The organism is Chitinibacter sp. S2-10 (assembly GCF_046530675.1).
Lineage (GTDB): Bacteria > Pseudomonadota > Gammaproteobacteria > Burkholderiales > Chitinibacteraceae > Chitinibacter.
Genome location: NZ_CP172558.1, coordinates 338,251 through 354,224, shown reverse-complemented (window position 1 = coordinate 354,224; position 15,974 = coordinate 338,251). Strand labels below are relative to the sequence as shown.

16 protein-coding genes are annotated in these 15,974 nt (G+C 55.5%); 8 read left to right on the top strand and 8 right to left on the bottom strand.

Features of this window, described 5'->3' with window-relative positions; translation table 11 throughout:
* Positions 1-343: 343 nt before the first annotated feature.
* The 5 genes from ACG2XO_RS01650 to ACG2XO_RS01630 form a co-directional block, all read right to left on the bottom strand.
* Complete coding sequence (locus ACG2XO_RS01650; protein ID WP_410499111.1) at positions 344-1,585, bottom strand: hypothetical protein; 1,242 nt, start codon at positions 1,583-1,585, stop codon at positions 344-346.
* 48 nt (positions 1,586-1,633) lie between these two features.
* Positions 1,634-2,440 (bottom strand): outer membrane lipoprotein-sorting protein, encoded by an 807-nt coding sequence (locus ACG2XO_RS01645; RefSeq protein WP_410499110.1) that lies wholly within the window; start codon positions 2,438-2,440, stop codon positions 1,634-1,636.
* A complete protein-coding gene (locus ACG2XO_RS01640) occupies positions 2,427-2,615 on the bottom strand; it encodes a LiaI-LiaF-like domain-containing protein (RefSeq protein WP_410499108.1) in 189 nt (62 codons plus the stop codon). Before ACG2XO_RS01640 ends, ACG2XO_RS01645 begins: the two co-directional genes overlap by 14 nt.
* Before the next feature lie 228 nt (positions 2,616-2,843).
* Positions 2,844-4,247, bottom strand: a complete 1,404-nt coding sequence (locus ACG2XO_RS01635; protein ID WP_410499107.1) for an ABC transporter permease — start codon at positions 4,245-4,247, stop codon at positions 2,844-2,846.
* Positions 4,244-4,966: an ABC transporter ATP-binding protein gene (locus ACG2XO_RS01630; RefSeq protein WP_410499106.1), complete on the bottom strand. Its 723-nt coding sequence runs from the start codon at positions 4,964-4,966 to the stop codon at positions 4,244-4,246. Before ACG2XO_RS01630 ends, ACG2XO_RS01635 begins: the two co-directional genes overlap by 4 nt.
* A gap of 252 nt (positions 4,967-5,218) precedes the next feature.
* Between ACG2XO_RS01630 and ACG2XO_RS01625 the strand changes: the two genes are divergently transcribed.
* Entirely contained in the window at positions 5,219-5,533 is a 315-nt protein-coding gene (locus tag ACG2XO_RS01625) for a hypothetical protein (protein ID WP_410499105.1), read from the top strand.
* 100 nt (positions 5,534-5,633) lie between these two features.
* Here the strand turns inward: ACG2XO_RS01625 and arsJ are convergent, their stop codons facing one another.
* From arsJ to ACG2XO_RS01610, 3 genes are all read right to left on the bottom strand, one after another.
* Positions 5,634-6,866: an organoarsenical effux MFS transporter ArsJ gene (arsJ, locus tag ACG2XO_RS01620; protein WP_410499104.1), complete on the bottom strand. Its 1,233-nt coding sequence runs from the start codon at positions 6,864-6,866 to the stop codon at positions 5,634-5,636.
* On the bottom strand, positions 6,866-7,720 hold the full coding sequence (locus ACG2XO_RS01615; RefSeq protein ID WP_410499103.1) for a DUF2971 domain-containing protein: 855 nt from the start codon (positions 7,718-7,720) through the stop codon (positions 6,866-6,868). The genes arsJ and ACG2XO_RS01615 overlap by 1 nt, the downstream gene beginning before the upstream one ends.
* Positions 7,721-7,842: 122 nt before the next feature.
* Positions 7,843-8,850: an ArsJ-associated glyceraldehyde-3-phosphate dehydrogenase gene (locus ACG2XO_RS01610; RefSeq protein WP_410499102.1), complete on the bottom strand. Its 1,008-nt coding sequence runs from the start codon at positions 8,848-8,850 to the stop codon at positions 7,843-7,845.
* A 92-nt stretch (positions 8,851-8,942) separates the two neighbouring features.
* Here ACG2XO_RS01610 and ACG2XO_RS01605 point away from each other — a divergent pair, with 92 nt between their 5' ends.
* The 7 genes from ACG2XO_RS01605 (at position 8,943) to creC (ending at position 15,904) form a co-directional block, all read left to right on the top strand.
* Positions 8,943-9,311, top strand: a complete 369-nt coding sequence (locus ACG2XO_RS01605; RefSeq protein ID WP_410499101.1) for an ArsR/SmtB family transcription factor — start codon at positions 8,943-8,945, stop codon at positions 9,309-9,311.
* A gap of 5 nt (positions 9,312-9,316) precedes the next feature.
* The gene (gene arsD / locus ACG2XO_RS01600; protein WP_410499100.1) at positions 9,317-9,673 is read left to right on the top strand and encodes an arsenite efflux transporter metallochaperone ArsD; all 357 of its coding nucleotides are present in this window, start codon (positions 9,317-9,319) and stop codon (positions 9,671-9,673) included.
* 197 nt (positions 9,674-9,870) lie between these two features.
* Positions 9,871-11,634: an arsenical pump-driving ATPase gene (gene arsA / locus ACG2XO_RS01595; RefSeq protein WP_410499099.1), complete on the top strand. Its 1,764-nt coding sequence runs from the start codon at positions 9,871-9,873 to the stop codon at positions 11,632-11,634.
* A 171-nt stretch (positions 11,635-11,805) separates the two neighbouring features.
* Complete coding sequence (locus ACG2XO_RS01590; protein ID WP_410499098.1) at positions 11,806-13,113, top strand: hypothetical protein; 1,308 nt, start codon at positions 11,806-11,808, stop codon at positions 13,111-13,113.
* Positions 13,110-13,595: a cyclin-dependent kinase inhibitor 3 family protein gene (locus ACG2XO_RS01585; protein ID WP_410499097.1), complete on the top strand. Its 486-nt coding sequence runs from the start codon at positions 13,110-13,112 to the stop codon at positions 13,593-13,595. The genes ACG2XO_RS01590 and ACG2XO_RS01585 overlap by 4 nt, the downstream gene beginning before the upstream one ends.
* Positions 13,596-13,723: 128 nt before the next feature.
* Positions 13,724-14,428 (top strand): two-component system response regulator CreB, encoded by a 705-nt coding sequence (gene creB / locus ACG2XO_RS01580; protein ID WP_410499096.1) that lies wholly within the window; start codon positions 13,724-13,726, stop codon positions 14,426-14,428.
* Positions 14,429-14,467: 39 nt separating this feature from the next.
* Positions 14,468-15,904, top strand: coding sequence for a two-component system sensor histidine kinase CreC (creC, locus tag ACG2XO_RS01575; RefSeq protein ID WP_410499095.1), 1,437 nt, complete (start codon positions 14,468-14,470; stop codon positions 15,902-15,904).
* Positions 15,905-15,974: the final 70 nt, after the last annotated feature.

Here is a 15,974-nt window from a genome sequence, read left to right as displayed (position 1 = left end):
ACGGTTTGCTTAAAAATAAATGCAGTTCAATTTAAGGGTTTTGATTCTAGCTTCCCCCTCGTCTGCCCCCGAAGTGGGGTTGCAAAAGGGGGGCTAAGGGTAATGCCATTTACTTAAGCAGGTTTGACTTGAGTTCCCCCCTTCGATGAAGGGGGGCTAGGGGGGAAGCAAAGTCAAAATCCTTCCTGATTAGGTTGCCACTTCAGCAAACCCTCATTTCGTCATTCCGGCGAAAGCCGGAATCCAGCGGCGGCGCTGGTTTGAACTGCGCTCTGGGTACCGGCTTTCGCCGGCACGACGATTTGCTGAGATAGCTACCTAATCAGGAAATCCTTAAGCCCACTCAAAAATAATACTTCACCAGCACTTGCACGCTCGATTTTTGCGGCAATGCGCCAAACTGGCTGCCCGCGTCGCCCGCCTGATATTGCCATTGCAGCGCAAGATCGGCTGATTTGAAATGGTAACGGGCTTCGAGCCAGCTTTGCATGCTTTGATCGACCAGATCGCGTTTGAGCATCCAGCTTACGTCAAAATTGTTCCAAAGCGCGTTATTCCAGCTCGCGAGAAAAAACAGCGCGTGCTGCGTTGGATTATCCTGCATTTCAAAAGCTTCAGCGCGATAAGCCCAGTAAGCGGCAGGGTCGCTGGCGAGCGCACGCCATTTGTCGCCATCGAGTGCCGCCTGATTGTATTGATATTCGAGCGTCATGCTGAGATTGGCCGGAAAAGTATACGTCGCGCCGCTGGCGAGGCGCGAATAAAAGCGCTCATCGCTGTTCTGTTTGAAGGCCTGTGCAGCCAGACTCGGGCCGCGCCCGCCGCTGTATTCGAGGTAAGTGCTTAGCGCGTCGCTGGCGAGCCAGCTTAAATTGGCGCCGATTTGCACCTCGCGGCCTTCTTCGCCATACAGCAAAAACTGCGGTGCAAAGCCGTCAAACCAGCGTTGACTGAGCGCAATTTGCCAGCGATTGGCCGGATTGCTCGCGCCAAAATCGAGCGCAAACGGCGCAGTTTCACGCTGATCGCCGGGTTTAGGCGACAACAGCGCGCTGAGCGATCCGCCAGCCCACAGGTATTGTCCGCGCAGCATGCCGGAGCCGAGCCGGTTTTCGCGCAAGCTCGCCGGCGCAATCGACACCACCGAGCGCACCGCGCCAGCTTTGAAATAATCGCTCGGGTTATAGCCGAACGCCATGCCGTTGCGCTGATTGACCCGTCCCGCGTCGAGGATGAAATCCGGCTGCGCCTGCCAGCTCAGATAAGCTTCTTTCAAGGTATTGATTTGCTCGTCCTGCCTTCCTTGCCAATTTAAATCAAGCCGGTCGGCCAGAACGGCGCGCCAGTTTTGATTAATGCGGTAATCCAGATTCAGATCAAAAGAAATACGGGCTGGATGTATATCGTCCAAGCCATTGCGCTGATTGATCTGGCCGGCCATACCCTCGATAAAAAATCGCCATGATTTTTGTGCATCCTGATCGGCCGGATCAAGCTGAACGCTATCGGCCAGCGTTAGCGCATCCAGCGTATCCGGATCAGCAGGCTGAGCTTCGGCGTTGGCGCAGACCAAGGCGGCGATCATGGGAAGGAGCCAACGTGCGCGGCGAAAATCGGCAAGGGGGAGCATGATTTACTGGGCTTGTGCTGTGGCTTGTTCGGGGTTAAAACGCGGCAGATAATCGCGCTGCAGCCAGCTTTCCGGCACATCACGGTAGGCCAGATCGCTATTGCGCATCACCGTCACCCATTTTGGATCCAGCCCGTCGATAATCACCGTTTCGGTCGGGCGCTCGATGCCGAGCTGTAGCTTGAAATGGCGGTAATACGCGGTTTTGAGCAATCGATCGCTCGCCGAATAAAACTTGGCCTTGATCGGGCGGCTATTGGCGCGGTCGATCCAGTAGGCAATGCGGTGATAAGTCACCTCGGTATTATTGGCTTTCAGATCGAGTCGGTAGCTGCTGCGTTGCTGACGCTCGCCATCGTCAATGGTTTCTTCGCCACCCAGACTCGCGGTGTAATCGAGTGAGAGATTGACCGTCACGACATCGCCATTCGCCGCCTGACCGAGCAGCCGTTGCTGCGGCGAAATCCGCACGCTGGCCTTGCTCGCCGGGTCAAAAAACCATAAATCATTGCCGTTTTTCAGCAGCAATTTACCCGCGTCGCGCTGCGGCGAAACAAAGCGGATCAGATTGCGAAACTGCCCGGTTTTGCTATCGGCGCGCGCATAAATCGCCAGCGTCGACGTGTCAGTCTGCTTGCCGTCGCGGTATTCGATCAACGTATTGGTCAGGCCAAACGACTGCGCCGGATTGCGGATCGCGTCGCTCGCGGCGAGCAGCGCCTGCGCTGACGGCTGTGCAGGCTGCGCCGCAAAGCTGGTGCTGGCGACGAGTAAAGTGACGCACAGCGCAAATGGTTTAAAGCGTTTCATGCTTGTCTCTCCGGCCACAGCGAATTGATTCGGGTTTGAGCAAGCCAGCGATGCCGACCGCAATCAGAATCAGCGGCCACCAGGTTGAGAGCAAACTCAAGGCATTCGGCCACCAGCCCAGATTGATTCCCAGAAACAGGCCGCCGATGATCAGTAGAATGATTGAGTGATGCATGGTGATACTCCTGGATAGTATTTCTCTGTAGATCAATTTAAATAGAGGTTAGGTGTAGATACCCATGGGTGTGTAGGTTTTAATTGTTCCACCCTTCCGTGAAGGGGGGCTAGGGGGGATTTCTGCATTGATTGAGCTGCTATCGATGCTGAAATAGCGCCAACCCCCCCTAACCCCCCTTTTCCAAAGGGGGGAATACAGCCTCATGCCTGATGTACTTGGTTTTCATTAAACATGCCGCAGCGCATCGACAATATTCAACTGCGCGGCGCGGCAGGCTGGCCACCAGGCTGAAATCGCTGCGACGATCAGTAGCCCGACTGCAGTGCTGATGATCATTCGCAGCTCACCCCAAACGCGAACCATCAGCGCGACCGGTTCGGAATTGCCCGGCGGCGTCCACGTTAATCCGCTGTGATTGATCGCGTACGCCAGACCCAGCGCGATGGCGATGCCGAGCGCTGCGCCGACCACGCCGAGCAGCACACCTTCACACACAAACAGCCGGCGAATCCCGCCACGGCGCAGGCCGATGGCGCGCAGCGTACCGATTTCAACGGTGCGCTCAACAATCGCCATGCTCATCGTATTGCCGACGGTAAACAGCACAATCGCGCCAATGAGCAAGGCGATAAAGCCGAAAATCGCAGCAAACATGCCGGTAATCTGGCCGTAGCTCGGGTTCAGCGTCGCGTAGTCGTGTACTTCGAGCGCCATGCCGGCCAGCTGGGTTTTCATCAACTCGGCCAGACGCGCTTGCGCTACGGCGATTTGCGCCGTGTGTTTCAGTTGCAGCACAATCGCAGTGACTTGCGGCTGCTCCGCGCCGTAAATCAGCTGTTGCGCCTGTTTCAGATGCAGCGTGACCGCTAGATCGTCGAGCTCTTTGACGCCGTAGTTTTCGGCTTTGACGACGTTCAGCGCGGCGACATTCGGCGCGCCGTGCGTATTGGCTGCGAGCAGTTCGATCCGGGTGTCGTTCGACGTGCTTTTAACCGTATTTTCCAGTGCAGAAAGTGCCGTAATATCGGCTGGCGCTGCAGCCGCAGGTGTTTGCGCTGCCACTGCTTTGGCGGCTGTTTTGGCCGGGGCGCAATTTTTCACTTTCAGCGCGTCACACAATTGCAGAACCCGCGCCACGCCGGTGCCGATGCTCGCGGCATTGTCGGCGCTGCCGGTCAGCGGCGAGAGCTTGGCGGCGCCCGGATAGTGGTAGTCGTTCCACTGGCGCAGCTGGTTTTGCTCGGCAACGATGACGCCGCTACCGAGCACCGTGCGCGAAACGCCGGCCGAAAAATTGCCTGCGATGCCACCTAAACTGAGCGTCGGCGTGACGACGGTCAGCATCGGAGCCAGTACCGCATCGTTTTTAACGATGGCGATGATTTTCTGGTAATCCGCAATGCCATACGCCGTCGGATTGCCGCTGCCGTAAAGGAAATAATCCTGCCGCTGGATTTGCAAATGCCCGCTGCTACGCACAAATCCCGTTTGCAGCCCCAGATTGATATTGCCGCTATAACCGCCAAACAGCAGGATGGCGACGACGCCGATGACCATGGCGAGCAAGGTCGTCAGCGAGCGGCGGCGATTGCGCAATAGATTGCGCCAGGCGAGTGAGGGCGTGTTCATGCTGCGAGCTCCAGTGTTTTTGTCGTGGTCGGCGCAGTAGATTGCGCTCTGGAAATGAGGCGGCCGTCGCGAATGAAAATCGCATCATCGGCGGCGGCGAGCACTTGCGGATCGTGCGACGAGAAAACAAAAGATACTTGCAAATCGCGCTGCATCTGGCGCATCAGCTCGATAATCGCAGCGCCAGTCTGGCTATCGAGATTGGCCGTCGGCTCGTCGGCGAGCACCCATTGCGGCTCGGTGGCCAGCGCGCGGGCAATCGCGACGCGCTGACGCTGGCCGCCCGAGAGCTGGCCGGGGCGGTTGCGCGCTTTGTCGCTCAAACCGACTGCGTCGAGCAGGGTCATCACGCGAGATTTGCGCTGGGCGGCGGGCATTTTGGCCAGAATCAGCGGATATTCGACGTTTTCAAACGCATTGAGTACCGGCAGCAGGTTGAAATTCTGGAAAATAAAACCGATATGGCGCGAGCGAAAATCGGCCAGCGCGTCGTCGCTAAGCGCCTTGGTGTTTTGCCCGGCGATGATGATCTCGCCCGAATCGGGCTTGTCGATGCAGCCGATTAAATTGAGCAAAGTGGTTTTGCCGCTGCCCGACGGGCCCGACAGCACGGTAAAGCGTTGCGGCTGGATGTCCAGGTTGATGTCGATCAGCGCCGGAACGCGGATCGCATCGAGCTGGTAATGTTTATTGAGTTGTTTGATCTGTAGCGCTGACATATCGCTGGCCTCCTGGTCGATATCGCTACTTTAGGCGCGCTTGATCAAGTGAGCCGGGGAGTGCGACGAAATGCCTAACAGATCGACGAGATGCAGCCGGGCGCGATGAAAGGTTGCCAGCCGTTGCGCCTGTCGATTTGACTGCCCCATCTGCGGCATCGTGGCTGGTATCGGCGCTGTTACTGAACTAGCGTGAGATCACTGAGGACAACCGTCCTTTGTTAAGTGATTGTTCCAAAAGGAGTAAATATCATGATGGTCGCTCGCTGGAGTATAGACGCCCGCTTCGGGCACAAAGCCGAAGCGCTGGCGCTGATGCAGCAATGGATGAACGAGATCGGCAGCCAGATCGGCTGGAGCGCCGACAAGGTGCGGCTGCTCAATGGCTCAATCGGTGCGAATGAATCGCTGATTGTTTCCGAAATACAAATTGCCGATTTGGCCGAACTGAACAGCGCCTGGGACAAACTGGGCAAAATCGACGCGCACCAAGCCTGGGGCAAAGCGCTCGAACCGCATATCGTTTCCGGCACACCACGCTGGGAAGTGTTTCGCGTGATCGCTTAAGCTTGGTAAAACCCTGGTGGGTATATTGCTGCAGGCTAATCTTGGAATAGCCTGCAGTTAAATACCCGTGATTGGATGCTTCGTTTTATTGAGCGGATTGCTAGCCGATAGATTCTGCGCTCTGGTGACGTGGCAGCCACGCCGCAATCAGCGCTGCCAGCGCGATAAACGCCGCCGAAATCCACAAGCACGCAGCCAAGCCTGCCGCCTGATACACCCAGCCCGACAAGACCGTTCCGATCAGCCGCCCCATCGCGTTGGCCATATAGTAAAAACCGACGTCGAGCGAAGCGCCATCTTCCTTCGCGTAGCTGATAATCAAATAGCTATGCAATGATGAATTAATCGCAAACAGCACGCCAAAAAACAATAGACCCCCTACCAGTATTGCTTCCAAATTTAGGCTGTAATTAATCCCCAGAGCAATACCCGCCGATAAAATCGCCAGCGGCAAAGCCCACCACATCGCGGAACGGCCATCGGGTACTTTGCCCGACTTTTTGCCAGTCAGGTAGGGCGCGAGGGACTGCACGACGCCGTAGCCGATCACCCAGCAGGCAAAAAACGTCCCGACCGCCCAATCGGCCCAGCCCAAAGTCGTCGCCATAAACACCGGCAGCGCGACGACAAACCACACATCGCGCGCGCCAAACAGGAACAGCCGCGCCGCAGACAGAATATTGACTGCACGGCTGGTTGAAAAAACGTCGCCAAACTTGGGCTTATTTTTCGCTTTGCCCAAGTCGGCTTTCAGGTTCAATAAACTTGCAATCCAGACCAGCAACAACACGCCCGCCATCGCCCACATTGCGCCAGCAAAACCCAAGGTCGCGAGCAAAATGCCGCCCAGAAAAAAACCAACGCCCTTCAGCGCGTTTTTCGAGCCGGTCAACAGCGCCACCCACTGAAACAGCTTGCCCTCGGCCTCAGCGCTGCCCGCCGGAATCAGCGCCTTGATGCTACTTTTCGCACTCATTTTATTCAGATCTTTTGCGATCCCCGATAGTGCCTGCGCCGCCATCACCCACGGCACCGACAGCATCGCCGTTGGCACGGTCAGCGCCAAGAGCGCAATCACCTGCAGGCCAAGGCCGATATTCATCGTTTTATTCAAGCCAATCCGCGCGCCCAACCAGCCACCGACCAGATTGGTGATGACACCAAACACTTCGTAAAACAGAAACAACAGCGCGATATTGAGTGGCGAGAAGCCAAGCTGATGAAAATGCAGCACCACCAGCATTCGCAGCGCGCCATCGGTCAGCGTAAAAGCCCAGTAGTTGCCGGTGATGATCAGGTATTGGCGAATGGCGGGGGAAAGGGTGGATGGCATTAACTGTCTAATTCACGATTTGAAATGGGATGGAAATCAAGTTTATAGTGCATATCATTAATTTTTGCTTGATAGCATGGGATATTTAAATTTCCAATAGCATCAAAAACAGCATTTTTCGTTTCTACCTTTGAGCGGCATCCAAAAATTATCGAACGAATAGCTTCTTTAGGGTAATGAAAAAGATGAATCCTATTAGATCCATCGTCTATTACTTTATTTGCATCTACAAGAGGAAGCATCATTCTCCATTCTTGTTCATAACTCCAGTCAATACCTTTTGTTAGAAATGATGACAAATCATCAATATCTGTCAGATTAATTGCAGGACGCTCATTCCTATAAACAATCTTCCGAAGGTGGCGCATTTCATCTTCATCGCTCTTTCTTTGATTGAAGAATGGCGAATTTTCATCAAATTCAACAACAAAGCCCTGGTGCGAATCAGCATAATGCGCCCACATCAAAATGTTCTCAGCAGATTCAGTAAAACAAAGAATACCAATAATTTCTTCAAATTTATTGTTAATAATGGAGTTTATTTTTGGCGTGAGTTTCTTGGTGTGCTCTCTAACTCCATGAAGAACCGAAGATTTTCTTTCTTCGGCAAATTGCTGAAATTTTTCAAAAGAAACGGCTAGCCTTAATTGCTCAGGTGATTGAGCATATTCTTCTTCAATTAGTGCTGTGAAATTTTTTTCAAATTGAGCACCCAGATAATCATTGTCAGCAATCCCTGAGATGTACGGTTTTAATTCAAAGGGGTCATTTAAAATTTTCGGCGATGAAAAACGGATCATCCCATTTAGTAGTACATCCGTTCTGTCAGGATGGAAATATTTAAACAATCGCATAAATTCGCTCGCTATTAAAAATGAATTTACTCTAGGGGTTCGCACATAGGTCGGTTATCTTGAGGGTATATTAATGAAGGGCTTTTACAGAAAGACCTACAAACGAATACTCCTGCGAATTTTTATTGATCCGCCAACCCCACCTGCCGTACCAACTCCGCAGTGCGGTTCACATAACCCCACTCATTGTCATACCAAGCGTACAGTTTCAATTGCGTGCCGTTAATCACCATCGTCGAGAGTGCGTCGATGATCGATGAGCGTGCGTCGCCGCGGTAGTCGATCGACACCAGGGGGCGTTCTTCATAGCCCAAGATGTCTTTCAAATACGTTTCCGACGCGGCTTTGAGCAGGCCGTTGACTTCTTCGACCGTCGTGGCGCGTTCCAGCTCGAACACGCAATCGGTCAGCGAGGCGTTGGTTAGCGGTACGCGCACCGCATGGCCGTTCAGGCGGCCTTTCAGTTCGGGGAAAATCTCGGTGATTGCGGTGGCCGAGCCGGTCGAAGTCGGGATCAAACTGGTGCCGCAGGCACGCGCGCGGCGCAGGTCTTTGTGCGGGGCGTCGATGATGGTTTGCGTATTGGTCAGATCGTGTATCGTCGTCATGCTGCCGTGGCGGATGCCGAGCTGCTCGTGGATGACTTTGACGACCGGTGCGAGGCAGTTGGTCGTGCAGCTCGCGGCGGTGACGATGCGATGGCTGCTTGGATCGAACAGATGATGATTCACACCGACGACGACATTGAGTACGCCCGGCTCTTTGACCGGCGCGGTGACGACGACGCGTTTGACGCCCTGATCCAGATACGCTTGCAGCAGCGCCGTGGTACGCATTTTGCCCGAGGCTTCGATCACGACATCGCAGCCCGACCAATCGGTGTTGGCAATCGCGGTATTGCGGGTGGTTTTGATGCGTTGACTCCCGATTACAATGTCATCATTTTCACTGCGAGCCTCGTGCGCCCAGCGGCCATGTACCGAATCGAAATTGAGCAAATGCGCCAGCGTGGCCGCGTCGCCCGCCGGGTCGTTGATCTGGACAAATTCGATCTCCGGCCAGCCCCACGCTGCGCGCAGCGTTAAACGTCCCATGCGGCCAAAGCCGTTGATGCCTACTTTAATGGTCATGCTGTTTCCTTGAGCGTGAGAGCTTGGATGTGGTTGTGATTGATGGTAACAATACCGATTCAATATTTCAATTATTGTTGTATAGTTGAGTTATGGAAAAAAATATTGCTACGACTATTTTTGAATCTTTGTCGTCCGGTGTGCGGCTCGATGTGTATCGCCTGCTGGTGCGACAGGGAAAAACCGGGATGGTCGCCGGGGAGATCGCCGCTGCGCTGGATTTGCCTGCGACCAATTTATCCTTTCATCTGAAAGCGATGGTGCACGCCAATGTGGCCACGGTCGAGCAGGAAGGGCGCTATATGCGCTATCGCGCCAATCTGGCGCTGATGCTCGATTTGATTGCCTATCTGACCGAAGAATGTTGCGAGGGGCATCCCGAGCAATGTCTGGATTTGCGGGCACAATCGGGCTGCGCGCCCGAAGTTTTACCTGCGCGCTGCTGCCCAGAAACGGAGTAAGGATCATGACGACGATTCAAATTTATGACCCCGCCATGTGTTGCAGCTCAGGCGTGTGCGGTGAGGATGTTGACCAGGCCTTGGTGAATTTTTCGGCCGATGTGGATTGGGCAAAACAGCAGGGCGTGCAGATCGAGCGCTTTAATCTGGCACAGCAGCCGATGGCGTTTGCCGACAATGAAATTGTGAAAGCATTTCTGGTTCGCTCAGGGCCGGAGGCTTTGCCGCTGGTGCTGGTCGATGGTGAAATGGCGCTGGCTGGACGTTACCCCAAGCGTGCCGAGTTGGCGCGCTGGGCCGGGCTGGCAGATGGGGTAGAAGCAGGTGCGACAGGCTGCGGATGCTCGGGCCGCTGCAATTAATCATCCTGATTGAGTAGCTACTTCAGCAACCCCTCGTTTCGTCATTCCGGCGCAAGCCGGAATCCAGCTGCAATGTGTGTTTAAGCTGTGCTCTGGATACCGGCGTTCGTCGGTATGACGACGATTTGCTGAAATGGTGCCTAATCAGCTTAATCATTGCCCCATAAATGCCTGCCAGTCACACCGGAGTGAATGTGATGAAATTTCTTGCTCAAGCCCCGCGATTTCTGTTTTTTACCGGCAAAGGTGGTGTGGGTAAAACGTCGATTGCTTGCGCAACGGCGATCCAGTTGGCGGCATCCGGCAAGCGCGTTTTATTGGTCAGCACCGATCCGGCATCGAATGTCGGGCAGGTTTTTGGTGTATCCATTGGCAATCGGATCACCGATATCGAAGCCGTTCCTCATTTGGCGGCGCTCGAAATCGATCCGCAAGCGGCTGCTCAGCTGTATCGCAAGCGCATTGTCGATCCGGTACGCGGAGTCTTACCCGATGCGGTGGTGCGCAGCATTGAAGAGCAACTCTCTGGTGCGTGCACGACCGAAATTGCGGCATTTGATGAATTCACCGCACTGCTGATTGATTCGAAGCAAACGGCCGAGTTCGATCACATCATTTTTGATACCGCACCGACTGGTCATACGATACGTCTGCTGCAATTGCCGGGCGCGTGGAGCGGTTTTCTGGCCGAGGGAAAAGGCGATGCCTCGTGTCTTGGCCCACTGGCCGGGCTGGAAAAACAGCGAGCTCAATATCAGGCGGCAGTCGATGCGCTGGCTAATCCGCAGCGAACGCGCCTGATTCTGGTCGCGCGTGCCCAGCAAGCGACTTTGCGTGAAGTGGCGCGCACGCATGAGGAGCTGGCCTCTATTGGTCTTGCGCAGCAATATCTGGTGATCAATGGCGTATTGCCGGAGTCCGAAGCGAGCCAGGATCCGCTGGCGGCGGCGATAGCACAGCGCGAGCAAGCGGCGCTGGCCAATATTCCCGATGTCCTGAAAAACCTACCAACTGACGTTTTGGCTCTGAAACCGTTTAATCTGGTCGGTTTGCCTGCTTTGCAGCAATTGTTTGCCGACGTGCAATCCGCAGCGACGGCTGACGATTCAAACCCGATTCATTTGGAAGCCGCCAATTTATCAACCTTGGTCGATGAAATTGCCGCCGATGGGCATGGTCTGGTGATGCTGATGGGCAAAGGCGGCGTCGGCAAAACGACGATGGCTGCCGCAGTCGCCGTTGAGCTGGCGCATCGCGGCTTGCCGGTTCATCTGACGACGTCTGACCCCGCTGCGCATTTAAGTGAAACGCTGGTCGGCAGCTTGGACAATTTATCGCTAAGCCGGATTGATCCGCACGAAGTCACCGAGCAGTATCGCCAGCAAGTGCTTGCCAGCAAAGGTGCGCAGCTTGATACCCAGGGCAGAGCTTTGCTGGAAGAAGACCTGCGCTCGCCATGTACCGAGGAAATCGCCGTCTTTCAGGCCTTCTCGCGCATTATTCGCGAGGCTGGCAAAAAATTTGTCGTCATGGACACTGCACCAACCGGCCACACGCTATTGCTGCTCGATGCCACTGGTGCGTATCACCGCGAAGTCGCGAAAAAAATGGATCAGGCCAAGCTGCATTACCTGACGCCGATGATGCAATTGCAAGACCCGAAACAAACCAAAGTGCTACTCGTTACGCTGGCGGAAACCACGCCGGTGCTCGAAGCGGCCAATCTGCAAGCCGATTTGCAACGGGCGGGCATTTCGCCGTGGGCGTGGGTGATTAATAACAGCGTCGCGATGGCGGGTGCCAGATCGTCGCTGTTGCGGCAACGTGCGCAAAACGAATTGCGCGAAATTGACTTGGTCGTCAATCAGCACGCGCAGCGCTATGCCGTCGTACCTTTGCTTCAGGAAGAACCGATTGGCGTGCAACGCTTATTGGCGCTGGCCGAGCATGGTCAGCACTGATTGTCCTGTCCACGGCGGTTAATTGTTGTCCGATTACTGATCTTCTGCTGATTGATTTGGCCCTTTAAGGTTTGAATTTTGTCCGCCAAGGGGACTTTTTCGGGGTGTAGGAGCGGGCTTGCCCGCGAAGCCATGTTGTAGGTTGCTCTCAGAAAAACGGAAATACGCCGCATGACTACTGCTGAAAAACGGATCGATCCTTGCCGCGCAGACTGGCTGAACAAGCAATGCGCTTGCCGGTTTTTAAATCCAGCCTTGCTCAAAACCGAGCTGGAAGCCAGCCCGGATCTGATCGGGCTGGCCGACGAGATCGCGCAAAGCCGCCCGCATTTATTTTCGGCGACGATGGTGTTTATTACGCCAGCGCAGCGCGATCAGATGCAGGCTATCATCCGCGCGATCAGCGATCTGGTGGCCATGCCTGCTTGGCAAAATCAGGTTTTGATGAATGCACCAGCGGCGGCGCAAATCGACTTTGGCCAGGATAGCGTGTTTTTTGGTTACGACTTTCATCTGGGCGAGGACGGGCCGCAACTGATTGAAATCAACACCAATGCAGGTGGCGCAATGCTCAATCTGGCCTTGGCTCGCGCGCAAACGGCGTGCTGCAAAGCCTGCCCACCGCTGACTGCCGCGCCCAAAACGCTGGATGAACTGGAAAGCACATGGCTGGCGATGTTCGAGCAGGAATGGCAAGCGCAGCGTGATACAGCTCGCCCGCGCAGCATTGCGATTATTGATGAAGCACCAGATCAGCAATACCTCTACCCCGAGTTTCTGCTGTTTCAGCGCCTGTTTGAAGCGGCGGGCATCCGCTGCCAGATTGCCGATCCGGGCGAGCTGCGCTGGTACGATGGGCAATTGTGGCAGGGCGATGAGGCGATTGATATGGTCTACAACCGCCTGACCGATTTCTATTTCGAGCAAGCCAATACCCAAGCCTTGCGGCAGGCTTTTGCCGCCGGTGATGTTGTGATCACACCCACGCCGCGCGCGCATGCGCTGTACGCCGATAAGCGTCACCTTGCTGCGCTGAGCTCGCCGCAGCAATTGGCGAGCTTGTCACTGCCAGATTCGACCATCGCTACCTTGCTCGCGGGTATCCCGCGTACTTTTCAAGTCACTCTGGCGAATGCCGATGAACTGTGGGCGCAGCGGCGGCAGCTCTTTTTCAAACCGGCCAGCGGCTACGGCAGCAAAGCCGCGTATCGCGGCGACAAACTGACCAAACGGGTGTGGGGCGAGATTCTGGCGGCTAACTACGTCGCGCAAACCATTGCGCCGCCGAGCGAGCGTTATGTGGCGATTGAAGAAAACCAGAGCGCCGATTTGAAATTCGATATTCGCGCCTATGTCTATCGCGGCGAAATCCAGCTGTTTGCCGCCCGCCTGTACAGCGGGCAAACGACCAATTTCAGAACGCAAGGCGGCGGTTTTGCGCCTGTATACATTACCGATCATCAAGGAGAAACACTATGAGTCACCCCTACGACATCCTGCCTTTAGCTGAAGGCGGCGGCCTGATTTTTACCCCTTGCCCCGGCACCAAAGACGCCGATTTACGCCGCGCTTTGCAGGATTTGCACGCCGCTGGCGCATCCGCTGTGATTACATTGATGCCGAGCCATGAGCTGCAGGAAAACAAAGTCGCCGATTTGCCCGCAGTCTGTGCCGAGCTGGGTATGGCGTGGTTTCATTTTCCGGTTGAGGACGACGCCGCACCGGACGCAGAGTTTGCTAGCCAGTGGGCATTGCACAGTACCGACATCCTGCAAATGCTCGCCGCAGGCAAAACCATTGCCGTGCATTGCAAAGGCGGCTCTGGCCGTACCGGGCTGATGATTGCCAAGCTACTGCTGGAGCGTGGCCTTGATGCTGAAGCGGCGATCTCTGCCGTGCAAAAAATTCGCCCACGCTCGTTCTCGGTGTCATCACATCGGGAGTATCTGCTGAGCTTCTGACCGTAAATTTGGGGCATGCTGGTTGATCTTTGAGGATTGTGCATTGTTCTCCTCGGTTTGGCTCCGAGATTCGCACACATGGCAACGCACAGGGTTACAATCATTATCCCCCGTTATTCATGTCGCTCATGCTCCAGACTGCCCGAATTGTATTAATAGAAGATGAACCGGCCATTGCGGATACGCTGGGTTTTGCCTTGCGGCGCGAGGGCTGGCAAGTGAGCCATTTTTCGCTGGCGTGCGAGGGAGAGTCCGATCTGATCCGGCTGCCAGCCGATTTGCTGATTCTGGATGTGGGGCTGCCTGACGATAGCGGTTTCGAGGTGCTTAAACGCCTGCGCCGGCATAGCGAGATGCCGGTTCTGTTGCTGACCGCGCGCGCCGAGGAGTTTGACCGGATTCTGGGGCTGGAGCTGGGGGCCGACGATTACGTTGTCAAGCCATTCAGCCCGCGCGAAGTGGCTGCACGGGTTCGCGCCATTCTGAAGCGCAGCCGCAGTCATACTGCGATTCCGGCAGCCGCCGAGCCGGCTGCGCCGCTGCAGGCTTTATTTGTTCACGATGCCGCAGCAAGGCGGGTATGCTTCTCTGGCTCAATACTGGTGCTGACTCCAAGCGAATACCGGCTGATTGTTGCGCTGCTGGCGCATCCGGGACACGTCTTGAGCCGTTCGCAATTACTCGATGTACTCGGCGATGCGGCCGAAGACAGTTTCGAGCGGACGATAGACAGCCATATCAAAAGCCTGCGTGCCAAATTGCGCCAGATTCGCAGCGATCTTGATCCGATTGCGACGCATCGCGGCTTTGGTTACGCGCTGGCGATCGATTAGGCATTGATTTCCGCGCTGCGCGGGAACGGGAGGATGGCGGTGCGGTTTTCTTTGCGGATTTTTCTGGGCTATTTTCTGCTGGTCGCGCTGCTGGCTGTTTATGTTTTGACCGTTGTACGCGACGAGATCAAGCCGGCGATGCGGCAGTCAGCCGAAGAAGTGCTGCTCGATAGCGCCAATCTGCTTGCCGAAATGGTCAAGGCCGATTTCATCGCCGGTCAATTGAACGATGGCCGCTTTGCCAGTGCACTGGCGCAATTTGGCCTGCGTCGGCCACAAGCCGAGGTCTGGGGAATGGCACATGATCGCACGCATTTGCGCGTGTATATCACTGACGCGCGCGGCGTGGTCGTGCTCGATTCGGCACAACAATCCGTCGGTGCGGATTTCAGCCGCTGGCGCGATGTCGCGCTGACTTTGCGCGGACAATACGGTGCGCGCACCACGCAGGCCGACCCCAAAAATCCCTTGTCGACGGTGATGTACGTCGCCGCGCCGATCCGGGATGGTGATCGCGTGATCGGCGTACTGACAATTAGCCGGCCGAATCTGGTGATGCAGCCCTATATCGAACGCAGCGAGAAAAAACTCGCCCGGCTGGTGCTGATCGTTCTGCTGCTGGGGCTGGGCACCGGGGCGCTGTTTTCGTGGTGGCTTAGCCGCGGGATCACGCAACTGACCGATTTTGCTCGTAATGTCAGCGTAGGCCAGAGTGTCGCGGTGCCGCGTTTTATTGCCAATCGCGAATTGACCAGTCTGGCCGCCGCGCTGGGCGCGATGCGCGACGAGCTCGATGGCAAAGCGTATATCGAAAACTATGTGCATGAATTGACGCACGAATTGAAGTCGCCGCTGGCCGGAATTCGCGCCTCAGCCGAAGTGCTGCACGACGAGTTGGGCGAGGCCGATCGTGCCCGGTTCTTGCAGCATATCGACGCCGAAGTAGGGCGGATGCAGCGAATTGTCGATTATCTGTTGCAACTGGCTTCGATCGAGGCACGCCATGAATTGCAGCAGGCGCAGGCGTTTTCGCTGACCGCGCTGATCGAACAGCAACTGGCCGCGCTGGAAAGCCTGCGGGCGCAAAGACAGATTTCATTGCGCACCGAAGCAGCCGACGATACGGTGTATGGCGAAGCCTTTTTGCTCGGGCAGGCGATCCGCAATGTATTGCAGAACGCGCTGGACTTTACCGCCGCCGATGGGCGAATTGCATTGACACTTGAATCGTACCGCGATGCCAGGGGTATGTGGCTGAAGCTCAATATTTATAATGACGGCGAGGCAATACCTGAGTATGCCATCGCCAAAGTCTTTGACCGTTTTTACTCGCTGCCCCGTCCGGGCGGCCAGAAAAGCACCGGACTCGGGCTGGTGCTGACGCGAACGATTGTGCAGCTGCATGGCGGCAGCATCACGCTGGACAACGCAGCCGAGCGTGGCGTTGACGTGGTGATCACGCTACCGCAGGCTTAATTCATCAGATTTTTTGCGTTGTATTGGGCTGGGCGTCTTCACACAATCTCCACATTTCACACATTGTCTC

Coding starts and splice junctions, on each gene's coding strand:
- ACG2XO_RS01650 (WP_410499111.1), bottom strand. CDS start 1,585: ATGATCGCCGCCTTGGTCTGCGCCAACGCCGAAGCTCAGCCTGCTGAT.
- ACG2XO_RS01645 (WP_410499110.1), bottom strand. CDS start 2,440: ATGAAACGCTTTAAACCATTTGCGCTGTGCGTCACTTTACTCGTCGCC.
- ACG2XO_RS01640 (WP_410499108.1), bottom strand. CDS start 2,615: ATGCATCACTCAATCATTCTACTGATCATCGGCGGCCTGTTTCTGGGA.
- ACG2XO_RS01635 (WP_410499107.1), bottom strand. CDS start 4,247: ATGAACACGCCCTCACTCGCCTGGCGCAATCTATTGCGCAATCGCCGC.
- ACG2XO_RS01630 (WP_410499106.1), bottom strand. CDS start 4,966: ATGTCAGCGCTACAGATCAAACAACTCAATAAACATTACCAGCTCGAT.
- ACG2XO_RS01625 (WP_410499105.1), top strand. CDS start 5,219: ATGATGGTCGCTCGCTGGAGTATAGACGCCCGCTTCGGGCACAAAGCC.
- arsJ (WP_410499104.1), bottom strand. CDS start 6,866: ATGCCATCCACCCTTTCCCCCGCCATTCGCCAATACCTGATCATCACC.
- ACG2XO_RS01615 (WP_410499103.1), bottom strand. CDS start 7,720: ATGCGATTGTTTAAATATTTCCATCCTGACAGAACGGATGTACTACTA.
- ACG2XO_RS01610 (WP_410499102.1), bottom strand. CDS start 8,850: ATGACCATTAAAGTAGGCATCAACGGCTTTGGCCGCATGGGACGTTTA.
- ACG2XO_RS01605 (WP_410499101.1), top strand. CDS start 8,943: ATGGAAAAAAATATTGCTACGACTATTTTTGAATCTTTGTCGTCCGGT.
- arsD (WP_410499100.1), top strand. CDS start 9,317: ATGACGACGATTCAAATTTATGACCCCGCCATGTGTTGCAGCTCAGGC.
- arsA (WP_410499099.1), top strand. CDS start 9,871: ATGAAATTTCTTGCTCAAGCCCCGCGATTTCTGTTTTTTACCGGCAAA.
- ACG2XO_RS01590 (WP_410499098.1), top strand. CDS start 11,806: ATGACTACTGCTGAAAAACGGATCGATCCTTGCCGCGCAGACTGGCTG.
- ACG2XO_RS01585 (WP_410499097.1), top strand. CDS start 13,110: ATGAGTCACCCCTACGACATCCTGCCTTTAGCTGAAGGCGGCGGCCTG.
- creB (WP_410499096.1), top strand. CDS start 13,724: ATGCTCCAGACTGCCCGAATTGTATTAATAGAAGATGAACCGGCCATT.